This is a genomic window from Actinophytocola sp., assembly GCF_036002505.1.
Lineage (GTDB): Bacteria > Actinomycetota > Actinomycetes > Mycobacteriales > Pseudonocardiaceae > DASYTH01.
Window position 1 is genome coordinate 1 of record NZ_DASYTH010000111.1, and the last position, 18,918, is coordinate 18,918.

The following is an 18,918-nucleotide window of genomic DNA, read 5'->3' on the forward strand; positions in this document are numbered from 1 at the left end:
GTTGTGGCCGAGCTGCCCTGCGAGCTCTGCCAGTTCGCGCATTTGCAGAACGAGGAAGGCGGCCAGGTCGGGAGCTTCCACGACGCGCTCGCGGTCGAAGGTTGTGGCATTGTCCCAGCCGCTGTCGTTGCCGTGCTGGTAGTGGGCCAGTGGGTGTCCGGGCACGCGGCGGTGCCTGAGCCAGAAGTTCGTCCAGCGGGTGAGCCGGTGATAGGTCTCGGACCGTTCAATGGGGATTCGGTGGCGGAGCCGGCGCAGGGTCCAGCCGTGGATGGGTGGTTTGACGAAGTTGTAGAGGATCTCGGAATGGGCGACCGAGTCCGGTAGGGCGCCGGCGTCGTCCTGGTGGTCGAACGGCAACTGGAACTGGCCCCAGGCCAGTGCCGGCAGCCCGCCGGCGAGAGCGAGCGCGTTGAAGCAGTGGTCCCAGCTCCACACCTTGTCCATCCAGTGCTTGGACATCAGCACCGCGGGGCGGGTGAGGAATCCGGCCGGGCGGACGGTGGCCGACCAGAGGACGTAGGCCGCGAGTTCGGCGGCCGGTGTGCCGGCGGTGCGCCAGGGAGCGACGGCGCCGGCGAACCGGTGGAACTCGGTGGCGGCGGCCGCGGCGATCTCGGCGAAGGTGCGGGTGACCCGGTATGGCGCGCGGGCGCCGTCGTACTCCTCGATCGCCACCTCCCATGGCGCCTCGGTGAGGGTGACGGCCCGTTCGGTGGTGCCCAGTTGCCCGGTGCCGGTGGTGGTGGCTGGTCCGGACAGCACCGTGACGCGGTAGCGCCGGCCGGTCTCGTACAGGGTGAACACATAGCCGCCGTCGACCGGGTCGTGCAGGAAATACGGGCCGGAGAACGGAGTCAGCGACGGTTCGGCCGCCATGATGCGCAGGCCCAGCCCGTGGCCCCGGACCCGCACGGTGTCGGGCGATTCGTAGGCCAACGTGATGCGGGCATCGCCGTGGGTCCAGGTCAGCTGGGACGGCACGGCCGTGACGCTGGTTTCCGCCCGGGCGCCCCTGGCCTGGGGCACGAGGCGCAGCACCGGGTGCAGTCCGGTCTGGTGGGAGACCAGGTGGATGTCGTCGGCGTAGCTGTTCTCCGCGACCACCGGCGAGAAGTTGAACCAGGATCCGTCGAAGCTGAACGGGATCTCCCGTATCGAGAACTCCGGGCCGCGCATGTGGTGATCGCTTTCAGTCGGTGACGGCGCCGGCGGTGATGCCCGTTGCGATGAAGCGCTGGGCGACGACCAGCAGCATCGTCGCCGGGATCGAGGCCACGACGGCGGTCGCCATGATCGCGTTCCACTGCTGGTTGTTGTTGCCGATGTACTGGTAGATGCCGAGCGTGATCGGCCGAAGCCGGCCGCCACCATCCACAGTGGACGCGAAGACGAAGTCCGACCAGGCCCACAGGAACGTGAACAGCGCGACCGTGACGGTCGCGTTGCGGCTGACCGGAAGGACGACCGACCAGAACGTGCGCACCGGCCCGGCACCGTCCACGGTGGCCGCTTGGATGATCTCCGCGGGGATCGCGGACATGAACGCCTGGAACACGAGCACCCCGAACGGGACGGCGATGGTGGCGTCGGCGACGACCAGGCCGATGACCGTGTTGAGCACGCCGAGGTTGAGATAGACGGCGTAGAGCCCCATCGCCATCACGATTCCCGGGATCATCTGCGCCACCAGCAACAGGAAGCTCAGCGTGCCGCGGCCGGCCGGACGCAGCGTGGCCAGCGAGTAGCCCGCCGGGGCGGCGACGGCCAGCGTGAGGGCGACCGTGCCGAGGCCGACGAGCAGGCTGGTACCCAGGTAGGGCAGTTGCTGGTGCAGGACCGCGCGGTAGCCCTCGAGCGTGCCGTGGACCGGCAGCCAGTCCGGGGGTGTCTTGCGCATGTCCTGCTCGCGCGTGAACGAGACGTTGACCAGCCAGTAGACCGGAAAGAGCAGCAACGCGGTCAGCACCAGCCCGGCCCCGGTCTTCGCCCACCGCCTCATGCCGTGTTCTCCAACTCGGGAATGTTGGCCAATGTCGTGGGTCGCCTCGGCTGGCCGGTCACCAGGACCACTCCTCGGGCAGACCTCGTTCCTCGGCCTACCGTCGTCGCGGTAGGCCAACTCCCTCGCTCCGGCATTCGCAAGCTCATGCCGGACCCCCTTGACGGCGCAGCGCCCGGATGTAGACCAGCCCGAACACCAGCGCTGCCACGATGAGCAGGTTGCCCACCGCGGCGCCCGGCCCGAACCGCGGCAGCGCGCTGCCGAACCCCAACTGGTAGGACCACGTGGCCAGGGTGGTGGAGGAGTCGGCGGGGCCGCCCCTGGTCATGATCCAGATGATGTCGAAGACCTTGAGCGTGTACACCAGGCCGAGCAGCAGGGTGATCGCGGAGACCGGCCGCAGCAGTGGGAACGTCAGGCGCCAGAAGCGTTGCCACGCGCCGGCCCCGTCCAGCGCCGCGGCCTCGTGAATCTGCGCTGGAATGCCGGAAAGGCCGCTGTAGAGCAGGACGAGGTTGAACGGGATGCCGATCCAGACGTTGGCGATGATCACCGAGACCAGTGACCAGTCCGGCGAGGTCAGCCAGTTGACCGGCGCGAGCCCGACCGACCGCAGGACGGCGTTGACCACGCCGGCGTCGCTGTTGAGCATCCACGACCACGCCGAGGACGACACGATCAGCGGCAGCAGCCACGGCACCAGGAACAGCGCCCGAAGCGTCGCGGAGAGCCGGAAATGCTGGTGGAAGAAGACCGCGAGGGCCAGACCGATGGTGAACTGGAAGGCCAGCGACGCGACGGTGAACACGACCGTGTGCGCCACCGCCGGCCCGAACGTCGGATCGTCGAAGACCGCCCGGTAGTTCGCCAGGCCCGTGAACGGCGCGCCACCCTGCACGAACGAACGCACCGTGTAGTGCCGCAGGCTCAGCTCCAGGTTGCGGTACAAGGGATACGCGTAGAACGCGAGCAGATAGAGCACCAACGGCAGCAGGAACGCCCAGGCCGCCCATCGGCCGCCGCGGTAGGCCACGGCCGGGGTGGGCGTTGGCTCCACCCCGGCGCGGGCCGGCGCCCGCGTTGCCGTTCTCACTGCCACGCGGGCTACTTCGCCGCCGACTGCGCCTGGCCGAGCGCGGCCTGCGGGGTCTGCGCGCCGGACAGGGCGGACTGCACCGCTTTCCACAGCTGCTCGGAGATCCTCGGGTACCGGGTGCCGAGGTCGTCGCCGGTGCGCCCCTTGGCCGCCTTGACCGCGTCGACCCACACCTTCAGCTCCGGGCTCTGGGCGACCTGCTTGCCCTGCACCGCCTCGGTGGGCGCGATGTAGGACAGCGTGGTGTCGGTGGCCAGCAGGTTGTCGCTGCTGGCCAGGCAGTTCACGAGCTTCTGCGCGGTGGCGTACCGGTCGGTCCGCTGCTGCGCCGGGATCGTGACGAACTCACCGCCGGTCGGCGCGGGCGCGGTGCCGCCGGTCCGGCCGGGAATGGCGATGATGCCGTACTCGAACCCGGCCTTCCTGGCGTTGGCCAGCTGCCAGGTGCCGTTCTCCGCGAACGCGTACTGGCCGGTGGCGAACTCCTGCCAGCTCGTGGTCTGGGTGTTGTTGATGACCGAGTTGGGTGCGTAGCCCTTGGTCAGCCACTCCGTCCACAGTGACAGGGCGGCCACCCCGTCCGGAGAGTCCAGTGTGGACAGTTGAGCGCCGGAACCCCAGAACCACGGCAGGAACTGGAAACTGCCCTCCTCGGTGCCGATGGCCGAGAACGTGATGCCCTTCTTGCCGGCGGTCGTGACCTTCGCCAGGGCGGCGGTCAGGCTCGTCCAGTCCTTGATGGACGCCGGAGTCACGCCGGCGGCGTCCAGCACCGCCTTGTTGTAGTAGAGGGCGAGCGTGTTGGCGCCGATCGGCAGCCCGTACGCCTTCCCGCCGCTCTGGCCGGCGGCCAGCAGGTTCGGGGCCATCGCCGAGGTGTCGAGCTTCGTCTCCTCGGTCGTGGTCAGCACGCCGGCCTCGGCCAGCGTCGACACCACCGGGTTGTCGACGACGAGCACGTCCGGCGAGTTGCCCTGCTGCGCCGCGAGCAGCGCCTTCTTCGTCAGGTCCGTGGTGTCGTTGCCGGTCCGGGTCACGGTCACCCCGGCGTCGGTGCCGCACCGGCTGAGCAGTTTCACCCAGTCCGAGGCGTTGTCGAACTGCGGGTACGGGTCCCAGATGGTGTACGTGCCGCCGCCGGAGCCGTTGTCCGACGAGGAACACGCGACCGCGACCACCGCCGCGAGCGCCACGCCGACCGCGCGCCGGCTCCCTGCCCACGATTCCACGGTCTTCCCCTTCCGTCAGTCGAACCGATTCGTCGAATCGGTTCGCCGAACCTAAGCCCGCTGATGACGGCCGTCAAGTGAATCGTTGACATCGCTCATCATGGGAACCTAGGCTTGTGTCGAATCGATTCGCCGTGAGGAGCTCCTGGTGAACATCGGTGAGATCGCCCGCCGGGCCGGTGTGTCCCGCAGCACCGTCTCCTACGCGCTCACCGGCAAGCGGACCGTCTCCGCGGCGACCGCCCGGCGCATCCAGGCGGTCATCGACGAGCTGGGCTACCGGCCCAACGCCGCGGCCCGCGCGCTCAAGGAGGGCCGGACCCGGACCCTCGGCCTGGTCATCCCGCCGGCCAGCCTCCGGCTGACCGACATGCAGCTCGGCTTCGTCGCCAGCGTCGTGGAAGCCGCCGCCCGCGCCGACCTCGACGTGCTGCTCTCACCCTCCGGCGGGGAGCACGACCGGTCGTTCGAACGGATCGTCAGCGGCCGGCGGGTCGACGGGGTCATCCTCATGGAGATCCGCCTGGAGGACGACCGGGTCACCCGGCTGCACCAGACCGGCCTGCCGTTCGTCACCATCGGCCACACCGCCCACCCGCACGGCACCTGCTGGGTCGACCTGGACTACGCGACGCTCGTCGCCCGGTGCGTGCACCACCTCGCCGACCTCGGCCACCGCCACGTCGCGCTGATCAACCGGTCGGCCGAGCTGGTCGCCGCCGGCTACGGCCCCGCCCAGCGCGCGCTGACCGGTTTCACCGAGGCCGCCAGCCAGCGCGGCCTCACCGCCGTCGACCTGTGCTGCGCCGACGAGCCGGCCGGCGGCGAGGCCTGCCTGGAACAGCTGCGCGACGAGCACCCCGAGGTCACCGCCATCGCGACGATCAACGAGGCGGCGCTGCCGGGCATCCAGCGCGCCCTGGAACGCGCCAGCCTCGCCGTACCCCGGGACCTGTCCATCGCCGGCGTGGTGGCCCGGCACTGGGCCGAGGACTTCCGGCCCCCGCTGACCGCCGCCGACGTTCCCACCGAGATGGGTACGCACGCCGTCGAGCTCCTCCTGGAACGCATCGCCACCCCCGACGCCCCGCCCCGGCACCTGCTGCTCACCCCGCCGGTCTCCCTGCGCGCGAGCACCGGCCCCGCGCCGGCCCGGTAACCGACAACCGAAAACAACCCCAGGGCAAACGCTTTCCCTGCCTGTTCCCTGCTGCCCAAGGAGTGTCACCGTGGACACCGCACCCCATCGCCGCCGCGTCCGCCACCTCGCCGCCGGCGCCCTCGTCGCCGCATCCGTGATCAGTTTTTCGGCGCCCGCGCAGGCCGCCAACGAGTCCATCGCCGTCAACTTCTCCGTCGCCGGCGGCGCCCCGACCTACCGGGCCTCCGGCTGGATCTACGGCATGACCGAGAACGCCACGGCACCCCCCGACAACTTCTACCGGGACGTGAACTTCCGGTTCATGCGCGCGGGCGGAGCCCAGCTCGACAGCCCGGGCGGCTGGGTGTCCGGCCGCTACGACCGCCGCTGGAACTCGACCCGCGCCCAGCTCCTGCGCACCCGATCCCTCGGCGGCCAGTTCATCCTGCTCGCCCACGACCTCTGGGGCGCCGACGGCTTCCCGATCTCCCGGTTTCCCGGCGACAACGGCAACTGGACCGACTACGACAACTTCCTGACCCGCCTGATCAACGACGTCCGCGCCACCGGCGCACCGGTCCAGTGGGACCTCTGGAACGAACCCAACATCACCCTGTTCTGGAACCGACCCCAATCCCAGTACTTCGAACTGTGGCGGCGCACGTATCAACGCATCCGCGCCGCATTCCCCAGCCACCTGATCGTCGGCCCCAGCTGCGCCTGCGTCCCGTCGACCACCAACGCGTGGTGGAACCAGTACCTCGATTTCGTCCGCGCCAACAACGTCGTCCCCGACATCGTCAGCTGGCATGCGCTGCCCGGCGACCCGGTGGCGAACGTCGCCGCCGCCAACGCCACCCTCAACCCGCGCGGCATCCCGCACCCCCGCCCTTACCAGATCAACGAGTACGCGGCGCCGAACGAGCAGAACCCCGGCGACGGCGCCTGGTACCTCGCCCGCCTCGAACGAGCCGGCGCCGACGGCCTTCGCGCCAACTGGGCCGGCGGAGCGAACCTGCACAACGACCTCGCCGGCCTCCTCGTCCACAACTCCGCCGGCCAGTACCAACCCAAAGGCGAATGGTGGGTCTACCGTTTCTACGCCTCGCAGACCGGGCAGCTCGTCGCCGTCACTCCCAGCCCCGCCTACGACGCCGTCGCCACCAAAACTCCCGGAGTGGCCAAAATCCTCGTCGGCGGTGGCGGCACCACCGGCAACATCGCCGTCAACCTCCAACGCCTCGACACCACCACCGGAATCGTGCAGAACAATCAGGTCCGGATAATCGCCCAGCGCATTCCCTACAACGGCGGCGGCGCCGTCCAGGGCCCGGTCACCATCCAGAACTTCGTGGCCACGCTGACGAACAACGCCACCACCGTCAACCTTCCGCACACCAACGCCGACGACACCTTCACCATCACCCTTCAACCCCGTTGACAACACCTTCCCAACCGGAACAGCGTTGCATGATCGTCGTCTTGGGAGGTTTACGCTCAAATATGAGCGTCAGCCTCCCAAAACAGCGATCTCGGCCCGATCTCGACCCGGCAGCCTCGCGCGGAGGGCTTGGGCGTCGGGGTGGTCGAGCTCGGTGAGGATGGCGAGGGCTACCTGCCAGGTCTCGGCGGCGAGGCGGTCCTCGCCGGTGGCGGCGTGCACCTCGCCGATGTGGACGAGCACGTAGGCCTCGTCGTAGCGGTGGCCGACCGTGCGGTGCAGTTCGAGTGCCCGTCGGTAGCAGGTGAGGGCCTCGGCCGCGGCGCCGAGGCGGTGGTGGGCGTAGCCGAGCGAGTCCCAGCTGGCGGCCTCGCCGTACTGGTCGCCGACCAGCTGGTGCAGGGCGACGGCCTGCCGGCAGGAGTCGAGCGCGGCCGGGTCGGCGAGCTGGGCGCCCGCCCAACCGATGCTGTTGAGGGCTTTGGCCTGCCCGAGCTGATCACCGATTTCCCGGTACAGCTCGTAGGCCTGCCGGGCGTAGGCCACCGCCTCGGTGAAGCGGGCCTGCCGTCCGAAGATCCAGTCCAGCGCCAGCAGGGTTCGGGCTCGGCCGGCGTGGTCACCTCGCGCCTGGAACAGCTCCAGCGCCCGGCACAGGTGGGTGTGCGCCTCGTCGTAGTCACCGGTGGCGGCCCAGGTGTGCCAGTGCGACCGCCGGTCGAAGAACGTCGCGACGGTCCAGGACACCTGGGTGGCGACCCCGGCGTCCTCGGCCCGGCGAACGGCCTCGACCAGCGCCGGGTGCTGGGCGGCGAGCCAGCTCATCGCCTGCTCGTGATCGGCGAGGTGCTGCGGGGTCACCCCGGCCTGGGTGGGGGTCAGGCGGATCGGCCTGCCTTCGGGTTGCAGCAGCCGGTCGGCCACCTGCGCGGTGTGCAGGTAGTGCTCGAGCATCCGGTTCGTCGCCCGGTGGCGCTCGGCGCCGCTGTCGTGGGCCTGGGTCAGCTCGATCGCGTAGGCGTAGAGCAGGTCGTGCATGGTGAAGCGGCCGGGGGTGTGCTCGGTGACCAGGTGCGCGTCGGCGAGCTCGGTCAGCAGGGGTCGCACCTCGGCCACCGGCAGGCCGGTCAGGCTGCCGGCGGCCGGCGCGCTGAGCTCGGGCCCGACATGCAGGCCGAGCAGCCGGAACAGCCGGGCGGCCGCCGGGCTGAGGGTCCGGTAGGACCAGGAGAAGACCGCGCGCAGGTCGGCGAGCGGGCCGGCGCTGGTCAGTTCGGCGGCCAGGCCCGCGAGCGGAAACGCCGGGTGCGTGGCGGCCCGGGCGGCGGTGATGGTCAGGGCCAACGGAAGCCGGGCGCAGCGGGTGATGATCTCGTTGGCCGCGGCGGGTTCCTCGGCGATCCGGTGGGCGCCGGCGCGGGCGGCGAGCAGGTCCCGGGCCTCGGTGTGGCTGAGCAGGTCGAGGGTGAGCGGGTGGGCGCCGTGGTCGGCGATCAGGCCGGTGAGCCGGTTGCGGCTGGTGACGAGGACCAGGCAGCCGGGTGTGCCGGGCAGCAGCGGGCGGACCTGCTCGACGTCGCGGGCGTTGTCCAGCACGACCAGGGCGCGCTTGCCGGCCAGCAGGCTGCGGTACAGCCCGGTCTGGGCGTCGAGACCGGCCGGGATCGACGGCGGTGGCACGGCGAAGGCGTCCAGGAAGCCGCGGATGGCCTCGGCGGGGTCGAGCACCGAGCCGGTGGGGTCGAAGCCGCGCAGGTTGACGTAGAGCTGGCCGTCGGGAAAGCGCGGCGCGACCCGGTGTGCCCAGTGCAGAGCCAGGGCCGTCTTGCCGACGCCGGCCGTCCCGGACACGACCGCGATGTCCACTGTGGACGATGCGTCGGCGGGCAGGATCGCGTCCAGGCGGTCGAGCTCGGCGGCTCGTCCGGTGAACGCCGCCGGCGGCGCCGGGAGCTGGCGGGGCACCAGACCGCCGGCGCCGGTGGTCGGGGTGAGGGCCGGGTCCGCGGCGAGTATCCGCTGGTGCAGTTGCCGCACCGGCGGGCACGGGTCGGCGCCGAGCTCCTCGGCCAGGCGCAGCCGCAGCTGCTCGTAGTGGCGCAGGGCGTCGGCCTGCCGGCCGTTGCGGTAGAGGGCGAGCATGAGCTGGGCGGCGAGGCGCTCGTCGAGCGCGTGGGTGGCGGCCCTGGCGGTCAGCTCGGGCAGCAGGCTGCTGTGCCGGCCACGGTCGAGGGCCAGGTCGTTGCGGTCGAGCTCGGCGGCCAGCCGCTCGGCGTCGAGCGCGTCGCGGATTCCGTTGAGCCACGGGGTGTCCAGCGTGGCGAAGGCGTCGCCGCGCCACAGCCGCAACGCCTCCGCCAGCAACGTCAGCGCCTCCGTCCCGTCGGGTGCCGAGCGGGCCAGGGCGGTCAGGTGGCGGAACCGGTGCAGGTCGACCGCCAGGGGGTCGACGGTGAGCAGGTAGCCGCCCGGCTGCCGGACGAGCCGCGCCCCGCCGGTGGACGTGACCAGTCGCCGGAGCCGGGACACGTAACCGGACAGCGCGTTGCGGGCGCTCCGCGGGTGGCGGCCGGCCCACACCCGGTCCGCCAGGGTCGTCACCGGAACCACCCGGTTGGCGTCCACCAGCAGCGCGGCGAGGACGCAGCGCTGCCGGGCGTGCCCGATGTCGACACTCTGCCCGCCGGCGTACATCGCGACATCGCCGAGCAACCGGAACTCAACCGTCATCGCTGTCTCCCCGAGGGGATCCTGTCACCCCGCGGGCCGTCCAGGCAGCCATTTCAGGATTTCCACACCATCGCCGACGGCCGGCGCCGCACCCTTGTGCGACAACCGGTTGCCGCACAAGGAGGAACGCATGCCTGTTCGACCCCGCCGAGTCGGAGCGGTGCTCCTGGGTGTCCTGCTCGCCGCGGTGGGCGCGCTGGTGGCGGTCGCCCCGGCCCAGGCGATCTACCACGGCCACGACGCCGACTTCGGCAAGTACCGGTTCATGGTCTCGTTGCGCCTGGCCAGCACGCCGGACAACCCGCGTTGCGGCGGCACGCTCATCGCGCCGGACATCTTCCTGACCGCGGCGCACTGCGTCGTGGGCGTCCCCCAGGGTGGGATCACCGCCGTGGTCGGCGCCAACATCCCGGACTGGCCCACCGCGCCGAAGATCGGCTCGCTCGGCCACGCCATCCCGCAGACCTACGATCCCGACGGGGACAACCGGGACGACATCGCGCTGGTCCGGCTGGCCATCCCGCAATCCGGTCCGACCATCCGGCTGGCCCCCGCCGAGCCCCGCGTCGGGGCGCACGTGGTGATCGCCGGGTTCGGCTGCACCAACATCCCGGTCCCACCGGTCTGCGAAACCCGGCCGACCGTGCTGCAGGAGACCGGTCAGAAGGTGCTCAGCGACGCGGCGGGGTGTGGCCCGACGATCTTCGTGAACCCGCCGGCGTTCGGCCCGACGACGATCTGCACCGTGGGCCTCGGCAACGACTCCACGGTCAACCGCGGCGACTCGGGCGGCCCGCTCCTCGTCCGCGACCCGTGCGGCGGCTTCCGGCAGGCCGGGGTGCTCTCCGTCGGCTCCGACAGCCCCGACCCGCTCGTCGCCGGTTACACCTCGATTCCCGTCGAGGCGCAGTGGATCGACGACACGATCGAGCAACTGCGCCATTCCGGGTAACGGCTCGCAACGCTGGTGAGTGGTCAGCCGATCGGTGCGGGGATGTAGCTCATGCCGATCCGGTCGACCACGATGCGCTGGTCGTACTGGCCGGGGCCGGCCACGCCGTTCATCTCGATGAAGGTGACCAGCGTGGAGAAGCAGCCCACGCTGGTCAGGCGCATCACTGCCACCACGGCTTGCCCTCGGGCTGCGCGGTCTGCACGTGCCACGGCTGTTTCAAGATCGTCGAGGTGGTTGCTGTTGCTGATGGGACTGTGGTGACGCGAGGTACTCCAGTGGCTCCGAGGTTGTGCGACGAAGGACGCGTTCCTCACGCTCAGCGTGAGGAAGGATGCTTTCATCGCATCTACTCCACAGTGGACACTCGAATGCCGCGAGGTTCCGGCACCACCCGGCACGCCATCGGTCTCGGCCAGCACCGCCTGAGCCGCTGCTCAAGCGATCTTGAAACGGCCCTGCTGCATGTGTGGGCCGGGCATCGTTGCGGTGGGCACGAATGCCGGGGCTGAGGAACGGCAGGAAGATAAGCGGGTAGGAGAACGCGTCCGCGCCTTCCCCCGACTTCGCGGAGCGACCAGAGATCACAGCGAGCCACGTCAACGCCAGGGTGGACAGGATCAGGCTACCGGCGACCGCGAGCCAGGCCAGCACTCCCGCCCCCGAGCGGATGCCCATGAGGAGAGCGACGCCCACGCTCACGAGCGAGATCAGATTGGCGACCAGCGAGGTCAGCACATGTGCCCACAGCGCGCCCGACCGTGCGATCGGCAAGGACTGGATGCGCTCGAAGATCCCGCTCTTCATGTCATTGAAGAGCCGGAATGCGGTGTAGGAGACACCCGACGCGATCGTGATCAGCAGGATGCCGGGCAGCAGGTAGCTCACATAGGAATCCGACCCTGTGTTGACCGCACCGCCGAACACGTAGACGAACGACAGCACCACGGCGCCCTGCATGATCGCGGTCGTGATGAATGGTGCCCACGCTGCTTCCGCGCGGCCGTGTCGGTCAGCGAGAAACGCTCCAGCAGACCATCCGCGATCGTGCCGGACGCTTCAGGTGCCGCAACCGGGCGACGAGCACGAGGTTCTCCCGTCCGCTGAGGATCTCGTCGACGGCCGCGAACTGTCCGGTGAGGCTGATGGCCTTCCGCACGTCGGCGGCCTGCGTGGCGACATCGAAGCCGTTGACGCTTGCGGTCCCCGCGTCCACCTTGAGCAGCGTGGACAGGATGTTCACGACCATGGTCCTACCCGCCCGTTCGAGCCGAGCGGGGCGAAGATGCTGCCCCGCGCCACGCCGAAGTCCACACCGTGCAGCACAGGCAGCTTCCCGTACGACTTCTCCAGGCCCTGCACGTGGATCGCCGGGACCTGCTGTGTCGGCATCAGACCGTCCCCTTTTCCTTTCCGGTGTCTTCTGCCTCAGCGCGTTCGATACCCCTGATCAACCGTTCCCGCTCGCGGATGATCCACCGACCCTTCGGATAGTTCCGGACGAACGTCTCGATGAACTCCACCGGGTCCTCCCCGACGATCTCGCGGACCGGAGTTCCACTCGCCGCGCTCTGTTCGAACAGGTCGATGAGATCTCCGTAAAGCGCAGTCCCGTCGCCCCCCGTCCCCCCGTAATAGTTCAGGTACCGCTCCAGCGCATCGAGCGCCATGCGATAGCTGACGGGAAGTTGTCGCCCGCGCGCCTTGTACTCCCGCCACTGCCGTTTGGGGCCGATCACCTTTGCGATGAAGCCGCCCCTTTCTGTGTCGGACATGGTCATCTGCCTCCTTTGTGGAGCTGTTCGAGCCGTTCCGCGAGGAAGCTCCAGGTCCTCCAGAACTCTTCGAGGCATTCCCGCCCCTGGGCGTTGAGCGAATACACCTTGCGCGGCGGCCCCTTCTCGGACGGGACCTTCTCCACGTCGACGAAGCCGCGCTGCTCGACCCTGACCAGCAGCGCGTAGACGGTGCCCTCGGCGATGTCGGAGAAGCCCTGATCGCGCAGCCACGCCGTGATCTCGTAGCCGTACGCAGACCGCACGGACAGAATCGCCAGGACGATGCCCTCCAGCACGCCCTTGAGCATCTCGGTCATCTGCTTACCCACGGAACACGCCTCCTCCGAGTACTCAGTGTTGCTGAGTACCGGTACATAGTAACGCTGAATAGCGTCGGCGCAAGGCCCATTCGGTGGCGGGGAGGTGTCGGCCCTGGTCGCCTGAAGGCAGAGATCTCAGAACTCGGCACGCTTCAAGACTCTCCGACCAACCGGCAACCACTTGATCAACAGAACGATAGGTCAGAGGTTCGTTGCGGCGGCCGAGTCGGCAGGTGCGTTGGTCGTCGGGGGATTCCGCGGCGCCGACGCGGACCGCGGGGTCGGGATGGTGACGGCCGTGGCGCGTAGCCGGTGGCGCATTGCCCGGATCAGCGCGGTGACGACAGCGGCGAGCAGCGCGGCGGCGGCAAGGATGATCGCGTCGCGCAGCGCGCGCGTCGTGAGCGCGAGGTCGCCGTGCCGGCCGAGGACGAACCCGGCCTGCAGTGCCCAGCTGACGGCGGCGGTGCCCAGGGTGGCGCCGAGCGTGCTGACGGCGGCGATCGCCACGACGACGCCGATGAGGGCGACCAACGCCAGATCCGGGTGGGCGGTGGCTCCGCCGCCGACCGCGGCCGTGGCCGCGACGACCGCGGCGAGGAAGCCCAGCGGGAACCCGATGCCAGCCGGAACCGGTGGCAGACAGACGCGTGGTCGGTGCACGGCACCAGTGCACCTGGCTGGCCGGCGCACCTGTAGGGCTCTTGTCGGGATCCCAACGGTCGAGCCGGAAACCTTGATGCCTTCTTGATGCCGTCAACGTCGCGTAAATCTTCTCGGTCCGTGCGTCAAGGTCCCGTCAGGGTGGCTCAAGGTGCGGCGCAGGCCGGGGCATGCTCGTCTGGATGACCCAAGGGCCGCCATCGGGGCGGCCCTGTCTGCTGGAAAGGGGAGCACCGCCGATGGCCGATCTGGCCTACGCCGTGGTGTTTGTCGCCGGATTCCTGGTGCTCGTGCTGACGTGGCGCGGACTGGAGCGGCTGTGAGCGAGCTTGCGGGCGAACCGTTGACACTGGCGTCGGGCGTCCGCCGAGCTTGCGAGGCGACGCCATGAGCGGCACCGGTGTGGTGGCGAATGTGGTCGGCGGGGCGCTGGCCCTGGCCTTGATCGTCTATCTGTTCGTGGCGCTGGTGAAGCCGGGGAAGTTCTGATGTCGCCTACTGCCGCCGGCCTGCTCCAGGTCGGCCTGCTCGTCGTGCTCCTCGCCGTGGCCTATAAGCCGTTGGGGGACTACATGGCCCGGGTGTTCACCAGTACCAGGCATCTGCGGATCGAGCGGGCGATCTACCGGGTGGTGCGGGTCGACCCGGGTTCCGAGCAGCACTGGAAGACCTACGCCTCGGCGGTGCTGGGCTTCTCGGCGGTGTCGGTCATCTTGCTGTACCTGCTGCAGCGGCTGCAGGCGGTTCTGCCGTTCAACCTCGGGCGGGGTGCGGTGGAGCCGGGGATCGCGTTCAACACCGCGGTCAGCTTCGTCACCAACACCAACTGGCAGTCCTACATCCCCGAGAAGGTGATGGGACACACCGTCCAAATGGTCGGGCTGACCGTGCAGAACTTCCTGTCCGCCGCCGCGGGCCTGGCAGTGGCGATCGCGCTCATCCGCGGGTTCGTCCGGGCAAGAACCGACCGGCTGGGCAACTTCTGGGTGGACCTGACCCGTGGCACGATCCGGATCCTGCTGCCGATCTCGTTCGTGTTCGCCATCGTCCTGATCGCCCTGGGCATGATCCAGAGTCTCAAGTCCGGTGTGGACGTGACCACTGTGGACGGGCAGGGCAACCGGATCGCGCTCGCGCCGACCGCGAGCCAGGAGGTCATCAAGGAGCTGGGCACCAACGGCGGCGGCATCTTCAACGCCAACTCCGCCCATCCCTTCGAGAACCCCAACGCCTGGACCAATCTGATCACGAACTTCCTGATCCTGGTCATTCCCGTCGCGCTGACCCGGACGTTCGGCCAGCTCGTCGGGAACAAGAAACAGGGCTACACGCTGCTGTCGGTCATGGCAGTCCTGTGGGGCGCCATGCTCGCGGTGATCTGGTGGGCCGAGGCACATCCCAACGGGCCGGCGGCGCTGCTGGCCGGCGGGTCCATGGAGGGCAAGGAGGTCCGGTTCGGCATCGCCGGTTCAGCCTTGTGGGCCGACAGCACCACCGGCACCTCCACCGGCGCGGTGAACTCCATGCACGACAGCTTCTCCGGACTCGGCGGGGGCGGGGTGATCCTGAACATGCTGTTCGGGGAGATGACGCCGGGTGGGGTGGGCACCGGGCTGTACAGCATTCTGGTGCTCGCGATCATCACGATGTTCCTGGCCGGGCTGATGGTCGGCCGGACCCCGGAGTATCTGGGCAAGAAGCTGGGGCGCCGGGAGGTGACCACGGCGGCGATCGCGATCCTGGCCATGCCGACCGTCGTGCTGATCGGCTCGGGTATCGCGATCATGCTACCCAGCTCGGCGTCCGCGATAGCCAACTCCGGCCTGCACGGCTGGTCCGAGGTGTTCTACGCCTACACCTCGGCGTCGAACAACAACGGCAGTGCCTTCGCCGGCATCACCGTGACCAACGGCTGGTTCCAATCCAGCCTGGGCTTGTGCATGCTGCTCGGCCGGTTCATCCCCATCCTCGCGGTGCTGTGCCTGGCGGGTTCCCTGGCCGAGCAGAAGAAGGTCCCGGAGACCGCGGGCACGCTGCCCACCACCGGCGCCCTGTTCCCGGCGATGCTGACCGGCACCATCGTGCTGGTCGCCGCCCTCACCTTCGTTCCCGCCCTTGCTCTTGGTCCGATCGCGGAGGCTCTCGCGGCATGACTGTCACCACCATCAAGGACCGTACGCCGCTGCAGGCGCAGCAGCACCACGCCGAGAAGACCGGGCGGATCGCCGCCGGGGTGTTCAGCCCGCGCCAACTGGTGCGGTCGTTACCGGACGCGCTGCGCAAGCTGAACCCGAAGACCCAGCTGAAGAACCCGGTCATGTTCGTGGTCTGGGTCGGGTCGGTGCTCTCCACCGTGTTCGCCGTCGGCGAGCCGAGCGTGTTCACCATCGGGGTCGCGCTGTGGCTGTGGTTCACCGTGCTGTTCGCCAACCTGGCCGAGGCGGTCGCCGAGGGCCGGGGCAAGGCGCAGGCGGAAACGTTGCGGCGCACCAAGAAGGAGACCATCGCCCGCCGGCTCAACGAGGACGGCGACGAGGAACGCGTGCCCGGTGTCGAGCTGCGCATCGGCGACCTGGTCGTGGTCGAGGCCGGCGAGTTGATCCCCGGCGACGGCGACGTGGTCGAGGGCATCGCCACCGTGGACGAGTCGGCCATCACCGGCGAATCCGCCCCGGTGATCCGCGAATCGGGCGGGGACTTCTCGTCGGTCACCGGCGGCACCACCGTACTGTCCGACCGGATCGTCGTGCGCATCACCACCAAACCGGGCGAGTCCTTCGTGGACAGAATGATCGCGTTGGTGGAGGGCGCCGAGCGGCAGAAGACACCCAACGAGATCGCGCTGACCATCCTGCTGGCCACGCTGACGATCATCTTCCTGCTCGCCGTCGTGTCGCTGCAACCGGTTGCCCGGTACTCGGGCGGCCTGCAGTCGGTGATCGTGCTGACCGCCCTGCTCGTGTGCCTGATCCCCACCACGATCGGCGCGCTGCTCAGCGCGATCGGCATGGCCGGCATGGACCGGCTGGTGCAACGCAACGTGCTGGCCACGTCCGGCCGTGCGGTCGAGGCCGCCGGCGACGTGTCCACGCTGCTGCTGGACAAGACCGGCACCATCACCTTCGGCAACCGGCAGGCCACCGAGCTCATCCCGGTCGGCACCGCCACTGTCGCGGACCTTGCCAGCGCCGCGCGGCTGTCCAGCCTGGCCGACGAGACGCCCGAGGGGCGCAGCATCGTCGACCTGTGCGGCAGGAAACACGGCCTGGCCACCGAGTCCACCGAGGATGAGGGCACCGCGGAGTTCGTGCCGTTCACCGCGCAGACCCGGATGAGCGGCATCGACCTCGATGGCCGCCTGGTGCGCAAGGGCGCGGCGAGCGCGGTGCGCACCTGGGTCGAGGAGCACGGCGGGACCGTGCCGGCCGAGGTGCACCAGATCGTCGACAAGATCAGCCAGGACGGCGGCACCCCGCTCGTGGTAGCCGAACGCCGGGGTGGCACCGCGGCAGTGCACGGCGTGATCCGACTGTCCGATGTGGTCAAACCACAGATGCGGGACCGATTCGCCGAGCTACGCAAGATGGGCATCCGCACCGTCATGATCACCGGCGACAACCCGCTGACCGCCAAGGCGATCGCCGACGAGTCCGGAGTGGACGACTACCTCGCCGAGGCCACCCCCGAGGACAAGATGGCCCTCATCCGCAAGGAGCAGGAGGGCGGCCGGCTCGTCGCGATGACCGGCGACGGCACCAACGACGCCCCCGCCCTCGCCCAGTCCGACGTCGGCGTCGCAATGAACTCAGGAACCATGGCCGCCAAGGAAGCCGGCAACATGGTCGACCTCGACTCCGACCCCACCAAGCTGATCGAGATCGTCGAGATCGGCAAGCAACTGCTGATCACCCGCGGCGCGCTCACCACCTTCAGTGTGGCCAACGACCTCGCCAAGTACTTCGCCATCCTGCCCGCCATGTTCAGCGCCATCTACCCACAGCTGGACAAGCTCAACATCATGGCCCTGCACAGCCCGAAGTCCGCCATCATGTCCGCGGTGATCTTCAACGCGCTGATCATCATCGCGCTCATCCCGCTGGCCCTCCGGGGTGTGCGGTACAAGCCGTCCAGCGCGCGCAACCTGTTGCGCCGCAACCTGTTGATCTACGGCATCGGTGGGATCATCGTGCCGTTCGCCGGCATCTGGCTCGTCGACCTGCTCGTCCGACTCATCCCAGGAATGTGACCATGCGCAGTCTCGTCAAACAGAGTCTGGCCGGGCTGCGGGTGCTGCTCGTCCTGACCGTCATCACCGGCATCCTCTACCCGCTCGGCGTCTGGGCGGTCAGCCGGATCCCCGGCCTGCGGAGCAACGCGGAAGGCTCCATCGTCACCGCCAACGGCCAGGCCGCTGGCTCCGACCTGATCGGCATCGACCCCGTCGCCACGGACCCGAACCACGACCCGTGGTTCCACAATCGCCCCTCGGCCACCGCGTCCGACCAGCTCGGGCTCGGCCCGGCCGACGCCACCACCTCCGGCGGCTCCAACAAGGGCGCCTTCAACCAGGATCTGGTCGCCGTCATCCAGCAGCGCAAGGACCTCATCGCCCGGCGTGAGGGCGTGGACCCTTCGCGGGTCCCGGCCGACGCGGTGACCGCTTCGGCATCCGGGCTGGATCCGGACATCAGCCCGGCCTACGCCGAGCTGCAGGTGTCCCGGGTGGCGCGGGAGACCGGCCTGTCCGAACAGCAGGTCCGGGAGTTGGTCCAGGAGACGACCGAGGGCCGCGGGCTCGGTTTCCTCGGCGATCCAGGGGTGAACGTGCTCGAGCTCAACCTCGCCGTGCTAACGGCCAAGCACTGAGGCGGCGCAGTGAGCACGGTGCTGGTTGTCGACGACGAGCCGCACATCGCCCGGACGTTGCGGATCAACCTGACCGCCCGTGGCTTCCAGGTGATCATCGCCCAGGATGGCGCCTCGGCGTTGCGTGCGGCCGGGGAAGCCAAACCGGACGTGGTGGTGCTCGACCTCGGCCTGCCGGATCTGCACGGCGTCGCGGTGATCGAGCGGCTGCGGCGGTGGAGCACGGTCCCGATCATCGTGCTGTCCGCGCGCACCGACTCCAGTGACAAGGTCGAAGCCCTCGACGCCGGCGCCGACGACTACATCACCAAGCCGTTCGGCATGGACGAGTTGCTCGCCCGGCTCCGGGCCGCCGTGCGCCGGGCGACCACGCTCGCCGCGGCCGGGGTGGAGCCGGTGGTGCGGACCGAGCATTTCACCATCGACGTCGCGGCGAAGAAGGTGCACCGGGACGGCACCGACGTGCACCTCACCCCGACCGAATGGGGCCTGCTGGAGTCGCTGGTGCGCAACCGCGGGCGCCTGGTCGCCCAGAAGCAGCTCCTGCACGACATCTGGGGACCGGAGCACCAGGGTCAAACCCACTACCTGCGGGTCTACCTGGCCCAGCTGCGCCGCAAGCTCGAACCCGATCCCTCCCGACCCCGCTACCTCATCACCGAGGCCGGCATGGGCTACCGATTCGAACCCTGAGGAC

At 69.4% G+C, this 18,918-nt stretch carries 18 protein-coding genes and 2 pseudogenes; 9 read left to right on the forward strand and 11 right to left on the reverse strand.

The window, feature by feature from the left end; genetic code table 11:
• From VGR06_RS08765 to VGR06_RS08780, 4 genes are all read right to left on the reverse strand, one after another.
• Nucleotides 1–1,179, reverse strand: a 1,179-nt coding sequence (locus tag VGR06_RS08765) for an MGH1-like glycoside hydrolase domain-containing protein (RefSeq protein ID WP_327558478.1), incomplete at its 3' end; no start/stop codon positions are given.
• Nucleotides 1,180–1,192: 13 nt separating this feature from the next.
• The gene (locus VGR06_RS08770; RefSeq protein ID WP_327558479.1) at nucleotides 1,193–2,002 is read right to left on the reverse strand and encodes a carbohydrate ABC transporter permease; all 810 of its coding nucleotides are present in this window, start codon (nucleotides 2,000–2,002) and stop codon (nucleotides 1,193–1,195) included.
• A gap of 145 nt (nucleotides 2,003–2,147) precedes the next feature.
• On the reverse strand, nucleotides 2,148–3,104 hold the full coding sequence (locus VGR06_RS08775; protein ID WP_327558480.1) for a sugar ABC transporter permease: 957 nt from the start codon (nucleotides 3,102–3,104) through the stop codon (nucleotides 2,148–2,150).
• A 5-nt stretch (nucleotides 3,105–3,109) separates the two neighbouring features.
• The gene (locus tag VGR06_RS08780; RefSeq protein ID WP_327558481.1) at nucleotides 3,110–4,330 is read right to left on the reverse strand and encodes a sugar ABC transporter substrate-binding protein; all 1,221 of its coding nucleotides are present in this window, start codon (nucleotides 4,328–4,330) and stop codon (nucleotides 3,110–3,112) included.
• A gap of 127 nt (nucleotides 4,331–4,457) precedes the next feature.
• On the opposite strand from VGR06_RS08780, the gene VGR06_RS08785 reads away from it, so the two are divergent.
• Nucleotides 4,458–5,489, forward strand: coding sequence for a LacI family DNA-binding transcriptional regulator (locus VGR06_RS08785; protein WP_327558506.1), 1,032 nt, complete (start codon nucleotides 4,458–4,460; stop codon nucleotides 5,487–5,489).
• A 70-nt stretch (nucleotides 5,490–5,559) separates the two neighbouring features.
• Nucleotides 5,560–6,912, forward strand: a complete 1,353-nt coding sequence (locus VGR06_RS08790; protein ID WP_327558482.1) for a GH39 family glycosyl hydrolase — start codon at nucleotides 5,560–5,562, stop codon at nucleotides 6,910–6,912.
• A 69-nt stretch (nucleotides 6,913–6,981) separates the two neighbouring features.
• On the opposite strand, the gene VGR06_RS08795 is transcribed toward VGR06_RS08790, so the two are convergent.
• Nucleotides 6,982–9,642 carry an AfsR/SARP family transcriptional regulator gene (locus tag VGR06_RS08795; protein WP_327558483.1) on the reverse strand — a complete coding sequence of 887 codons (2,661 nt, stop codon included), beginning with the start codon at nucleotides 9,640–9,642 and terminating at the stop codon, nucleotides 6,982–6,984.
• Nucleotides 9,643–9,772: 130 nt separating this feature from the next.
• Between VGR06_RS08795 and VGR06_RS08800 the strand changes: the two genes are divergently transcribed.
• Nucleotides 9,773–10,594, forward strand: a complete 822-nt coding sequence (locus tag VGR06_RS08800) for a S1 family peptidase (protein WP_327558484.1) — start codon at nucleotides 9,773–9,775, stop codon at nucleotides 10,592–10,594.
• 23 nt (nucleotides 10,595–10,617) lie between these two features.
• Here the strand turns inward: VGR06_RS08800 and VGR06_RS08805 are convergent, their stop codons facing one another.
• The 6 genes and pseudogenes from VGR06_RS08805 to VGR06_RS08830 all read right to left on the reverse strand — a co-directional run bounded on the left by VGR06_RS08805 (nucleotide 10,618) and on the right by VGR06_RS08830 (nucleotide 13,355).
• Nucleotides 10,618–10,938: a hypothetical protein gene (locus tag VGR06_RS08805; RefSeq protein WP_327558485.1), complete on the reverse strand. Its 321-nt coding sequence runs from the start codon at nucleotides 10,936–10,938 to the stop codon at nucleotides 10,618–10,620.
• Nucleotides 10,939–11,064: 126 nt separating this feature from the next.
• Nucleotides 11,065–11,569, reverse strand: a pseudogene (locus VGR06_RS08810) (ABC transporter permease); the annotation flags it as partial.
• A gap of 17 nt (nucleotides 11,570–11,586) precedes the next feature.
• Nucleotides 11,587–11,986, reverse strand: a pseudogene (locus VGR06_RS08815) (ATP-binding cassette domain-containing protein); the annotation flags it as partial.
• On the reverse strand, nucleotides 11,986–12,375 hold the full coding sequence (locus VGR06_RS08820; protein ID WP_327558486.1) for a DUF1048 domain-containing protein: 390 nt from the start codon (nucleotides 12,373–12,375) through the stop codon (nucleotides 11,986–11,988). The gene VGR06_RS08820 and the pseudogene VGR06_RS08815, both read right to left, overlap by 1 nt.
• A complete protein-coding gene (locus VGR06_RS08825) occupies nucleotides 12,372–12,701 on the reverse strand; it encodes a PadR family transcriptional regulator (RefSeq protein WP_327558487.1) in 330 nt (109 codons plus the stop codon). The genes VGR06_RS08820 and VGR06_RS08825 overlap by 4 nt, the downstream gene beginning before the upstream one ends.
• Nucleotides 12,702–12,893: 192 nt before the next feature.
• Nucleotides 12,894–13,355 carry a hypothetical protein gene (locus tag VGR06_RS08830; RefSeq protein WP_327558488.1) on the reverse strand — a complete coding sequence of 154 codons (462 nt, stop codon included), beginning with the start codon at nucleotides 13,353–13,355 and terminating at the stop codon, nucleotides 12,894–12,896.
• 170 nt (nucleotides 13,356–13,525) lie between these two features.
• Here VGR06_RS08830 and VGR06_RS08835 point away from each other — a divergent pair, with 170 nt between their 5' ends.
• From VGR06_RS08835 to VGR06_RS08860, 6 genes are all read left to right on the forward strand, one after another.
• Nucleotides 13,526–13,678 carry a hypothetical protein gene (locus VGR06_RS08835; protein WP_327558489.1) on the forward strand — a complete coding sequence of 51 codons (153 nt, stop codon included), beginning with the start codon at nucleotides 13,526–13,528 and terminating at the stop codon, nucleotides 13,676–13,678.
• A gap of 64 nt (nucleotides 13,679–13,742) precedes the next feature.
• Nucleotides 13,743–13,844, forward strand: a complete 102-nt coding sequence (gene kdpF / locus VGR06_RS08840; protein WP_327558490.1) for a K(+)-transporting ATPase subunit F — start codon at nucleotides 13,743–13,745, stop codon at nucleotides 13,842–13,844.
• Complete coding sequence (kdpA, locus tag VGR06_RS08845; protein ID WP_327558491.1) at nucleotides 13,844–15,508, forward strand: potassium-transporting ATPase subunit KdpA; 1,665 nt, start codon at nucleotides 13,844–13,846, stop codon at nucleotides 15,506–15,508. The genes kdpF and kdpA overlap by 1 nt, the downstream gene beginning before the upstream one ends.
• The gene (kdpB, locus tag VGR06_RS08850; RefSeq protein ID WP_327558492.1) at nucleotides 15,505–17,601 is read left to right on the forward strand and encodes a potassium-transporting ATPase subunit KdpB; all 2,097 of its coding nucleotides are present in this window, start codon (nucleotides 15,505–15,507) and stop codon (nucleotides 17,599–17,601) included. The genes kdpA and kdpB overlap by 4 nt, the downstream gene beginning before the upstream one ends.
• 2 nt (nucleotides 17,602–17,603) lie before the next feature.
• Nucleotides 17,604–18,221 (forward strand): K(+)-transporting ATPase subunit C, encoded by a 618-nt coding sequence (gene kdpC / locus VGR06_RS08855; protein ID WP_327558493.1) that lies wholly within the window; start codon nucleotides 17,604–17,606, stop codon nucleotides 18,219–18,221.
• Between the two features lie 9 nt (nucleotides 18,222–18,230).
• On the forward strand, nucleotides 18,231–18,914 hold the full coding sequence (locus tag VGR06_RS08860) for a response regulator (protein WP_327558494.1): 684 nt from the start codon (nucleotides 18,231–18,233) through the stop codon (nucleotides 18,912–18,914).
• Nucleotides 18,915–18,918 lie beyond the last annotated feature (4 nt).

What these genes read in the sequence shown, in the direction of transcription:
- kdpF (WP_327558490.1), top strand. Translation starts at nt 13,743, where the DNA reads ATGAGCGGCACCGGTGTGGTGGCGAATGTGGTCGGCGGGGCGCTGGCC.
- VGR06_RS08800 (WP_327558484.1), top strand. Translation starts at nt 9,773, where the DNA reads ATGCCTGTTCGACCCCGCCGAGTCGGAGCGGTGCTCCTGGGTGTCCTG.
- kdpC (WP_327558493.1), top strand. Translation starts at nt 17,604, where the DNA reads ATGCGCAGTCTCGTCAAACAGAGTCTGGCCGGGCTGCGGGTGCTGCTC.
- kdpB (WP_327558492.1), top strand. Translation starts at nt 15,505, where the DNA reads ATGACTGTCACCACCATCAAGGACCGTACGCCGCTGCAGGCGCAGCAG.
- VGR06_RS08805 (WP_327558485.1), bottom strand. Translation starts at nt 10,938, where the DNA reads ATGAAAGCATCCTTCCTCACGCTGAGCGTGAGGAACGCGTCCTTCGTC.
- VGR06_RS08770 (WP_327558479.1), bottom strand. Translation starts at nt 2,002, where the DNA reads ATGAGGCGGTGGGCGAAGACCGGGGCCGGGCTGGTGCTGACCGCGTTG.
- VGR06_RS08820 (WP_327558486.1), bottom strand. Translation starts at nt 12,375, where the DNA reads ATGACCATGTCCGACACAGAAAGGGGCGGCTTCATCGCAAAGGTGATC.
- VGR06_RS08795 (WP_327558483.1), bottom strand. Translation starts at nt 9,642, where the DNA reads ATGACGGTTGAGTTCCGGTTGCTCGGCGATGTCGCGATGTACGCCGGC.
- kdpA (WP_327558491.1), top strand. Translation starts at nt 13,844, where the DNA reads ATGTCGCCTACTGCCGCCGGCCTGCTCCAGGTCGGCCTGCTCGTCGTG.
- VGR06_RS08835 (WP_327558489.1), top strand. Translation starts at nt 13,526, where the DNA reads ATGCTCGTCTGGATGACCCAAGGGCCGCCATCGGGGCGGCCCTGTCTG.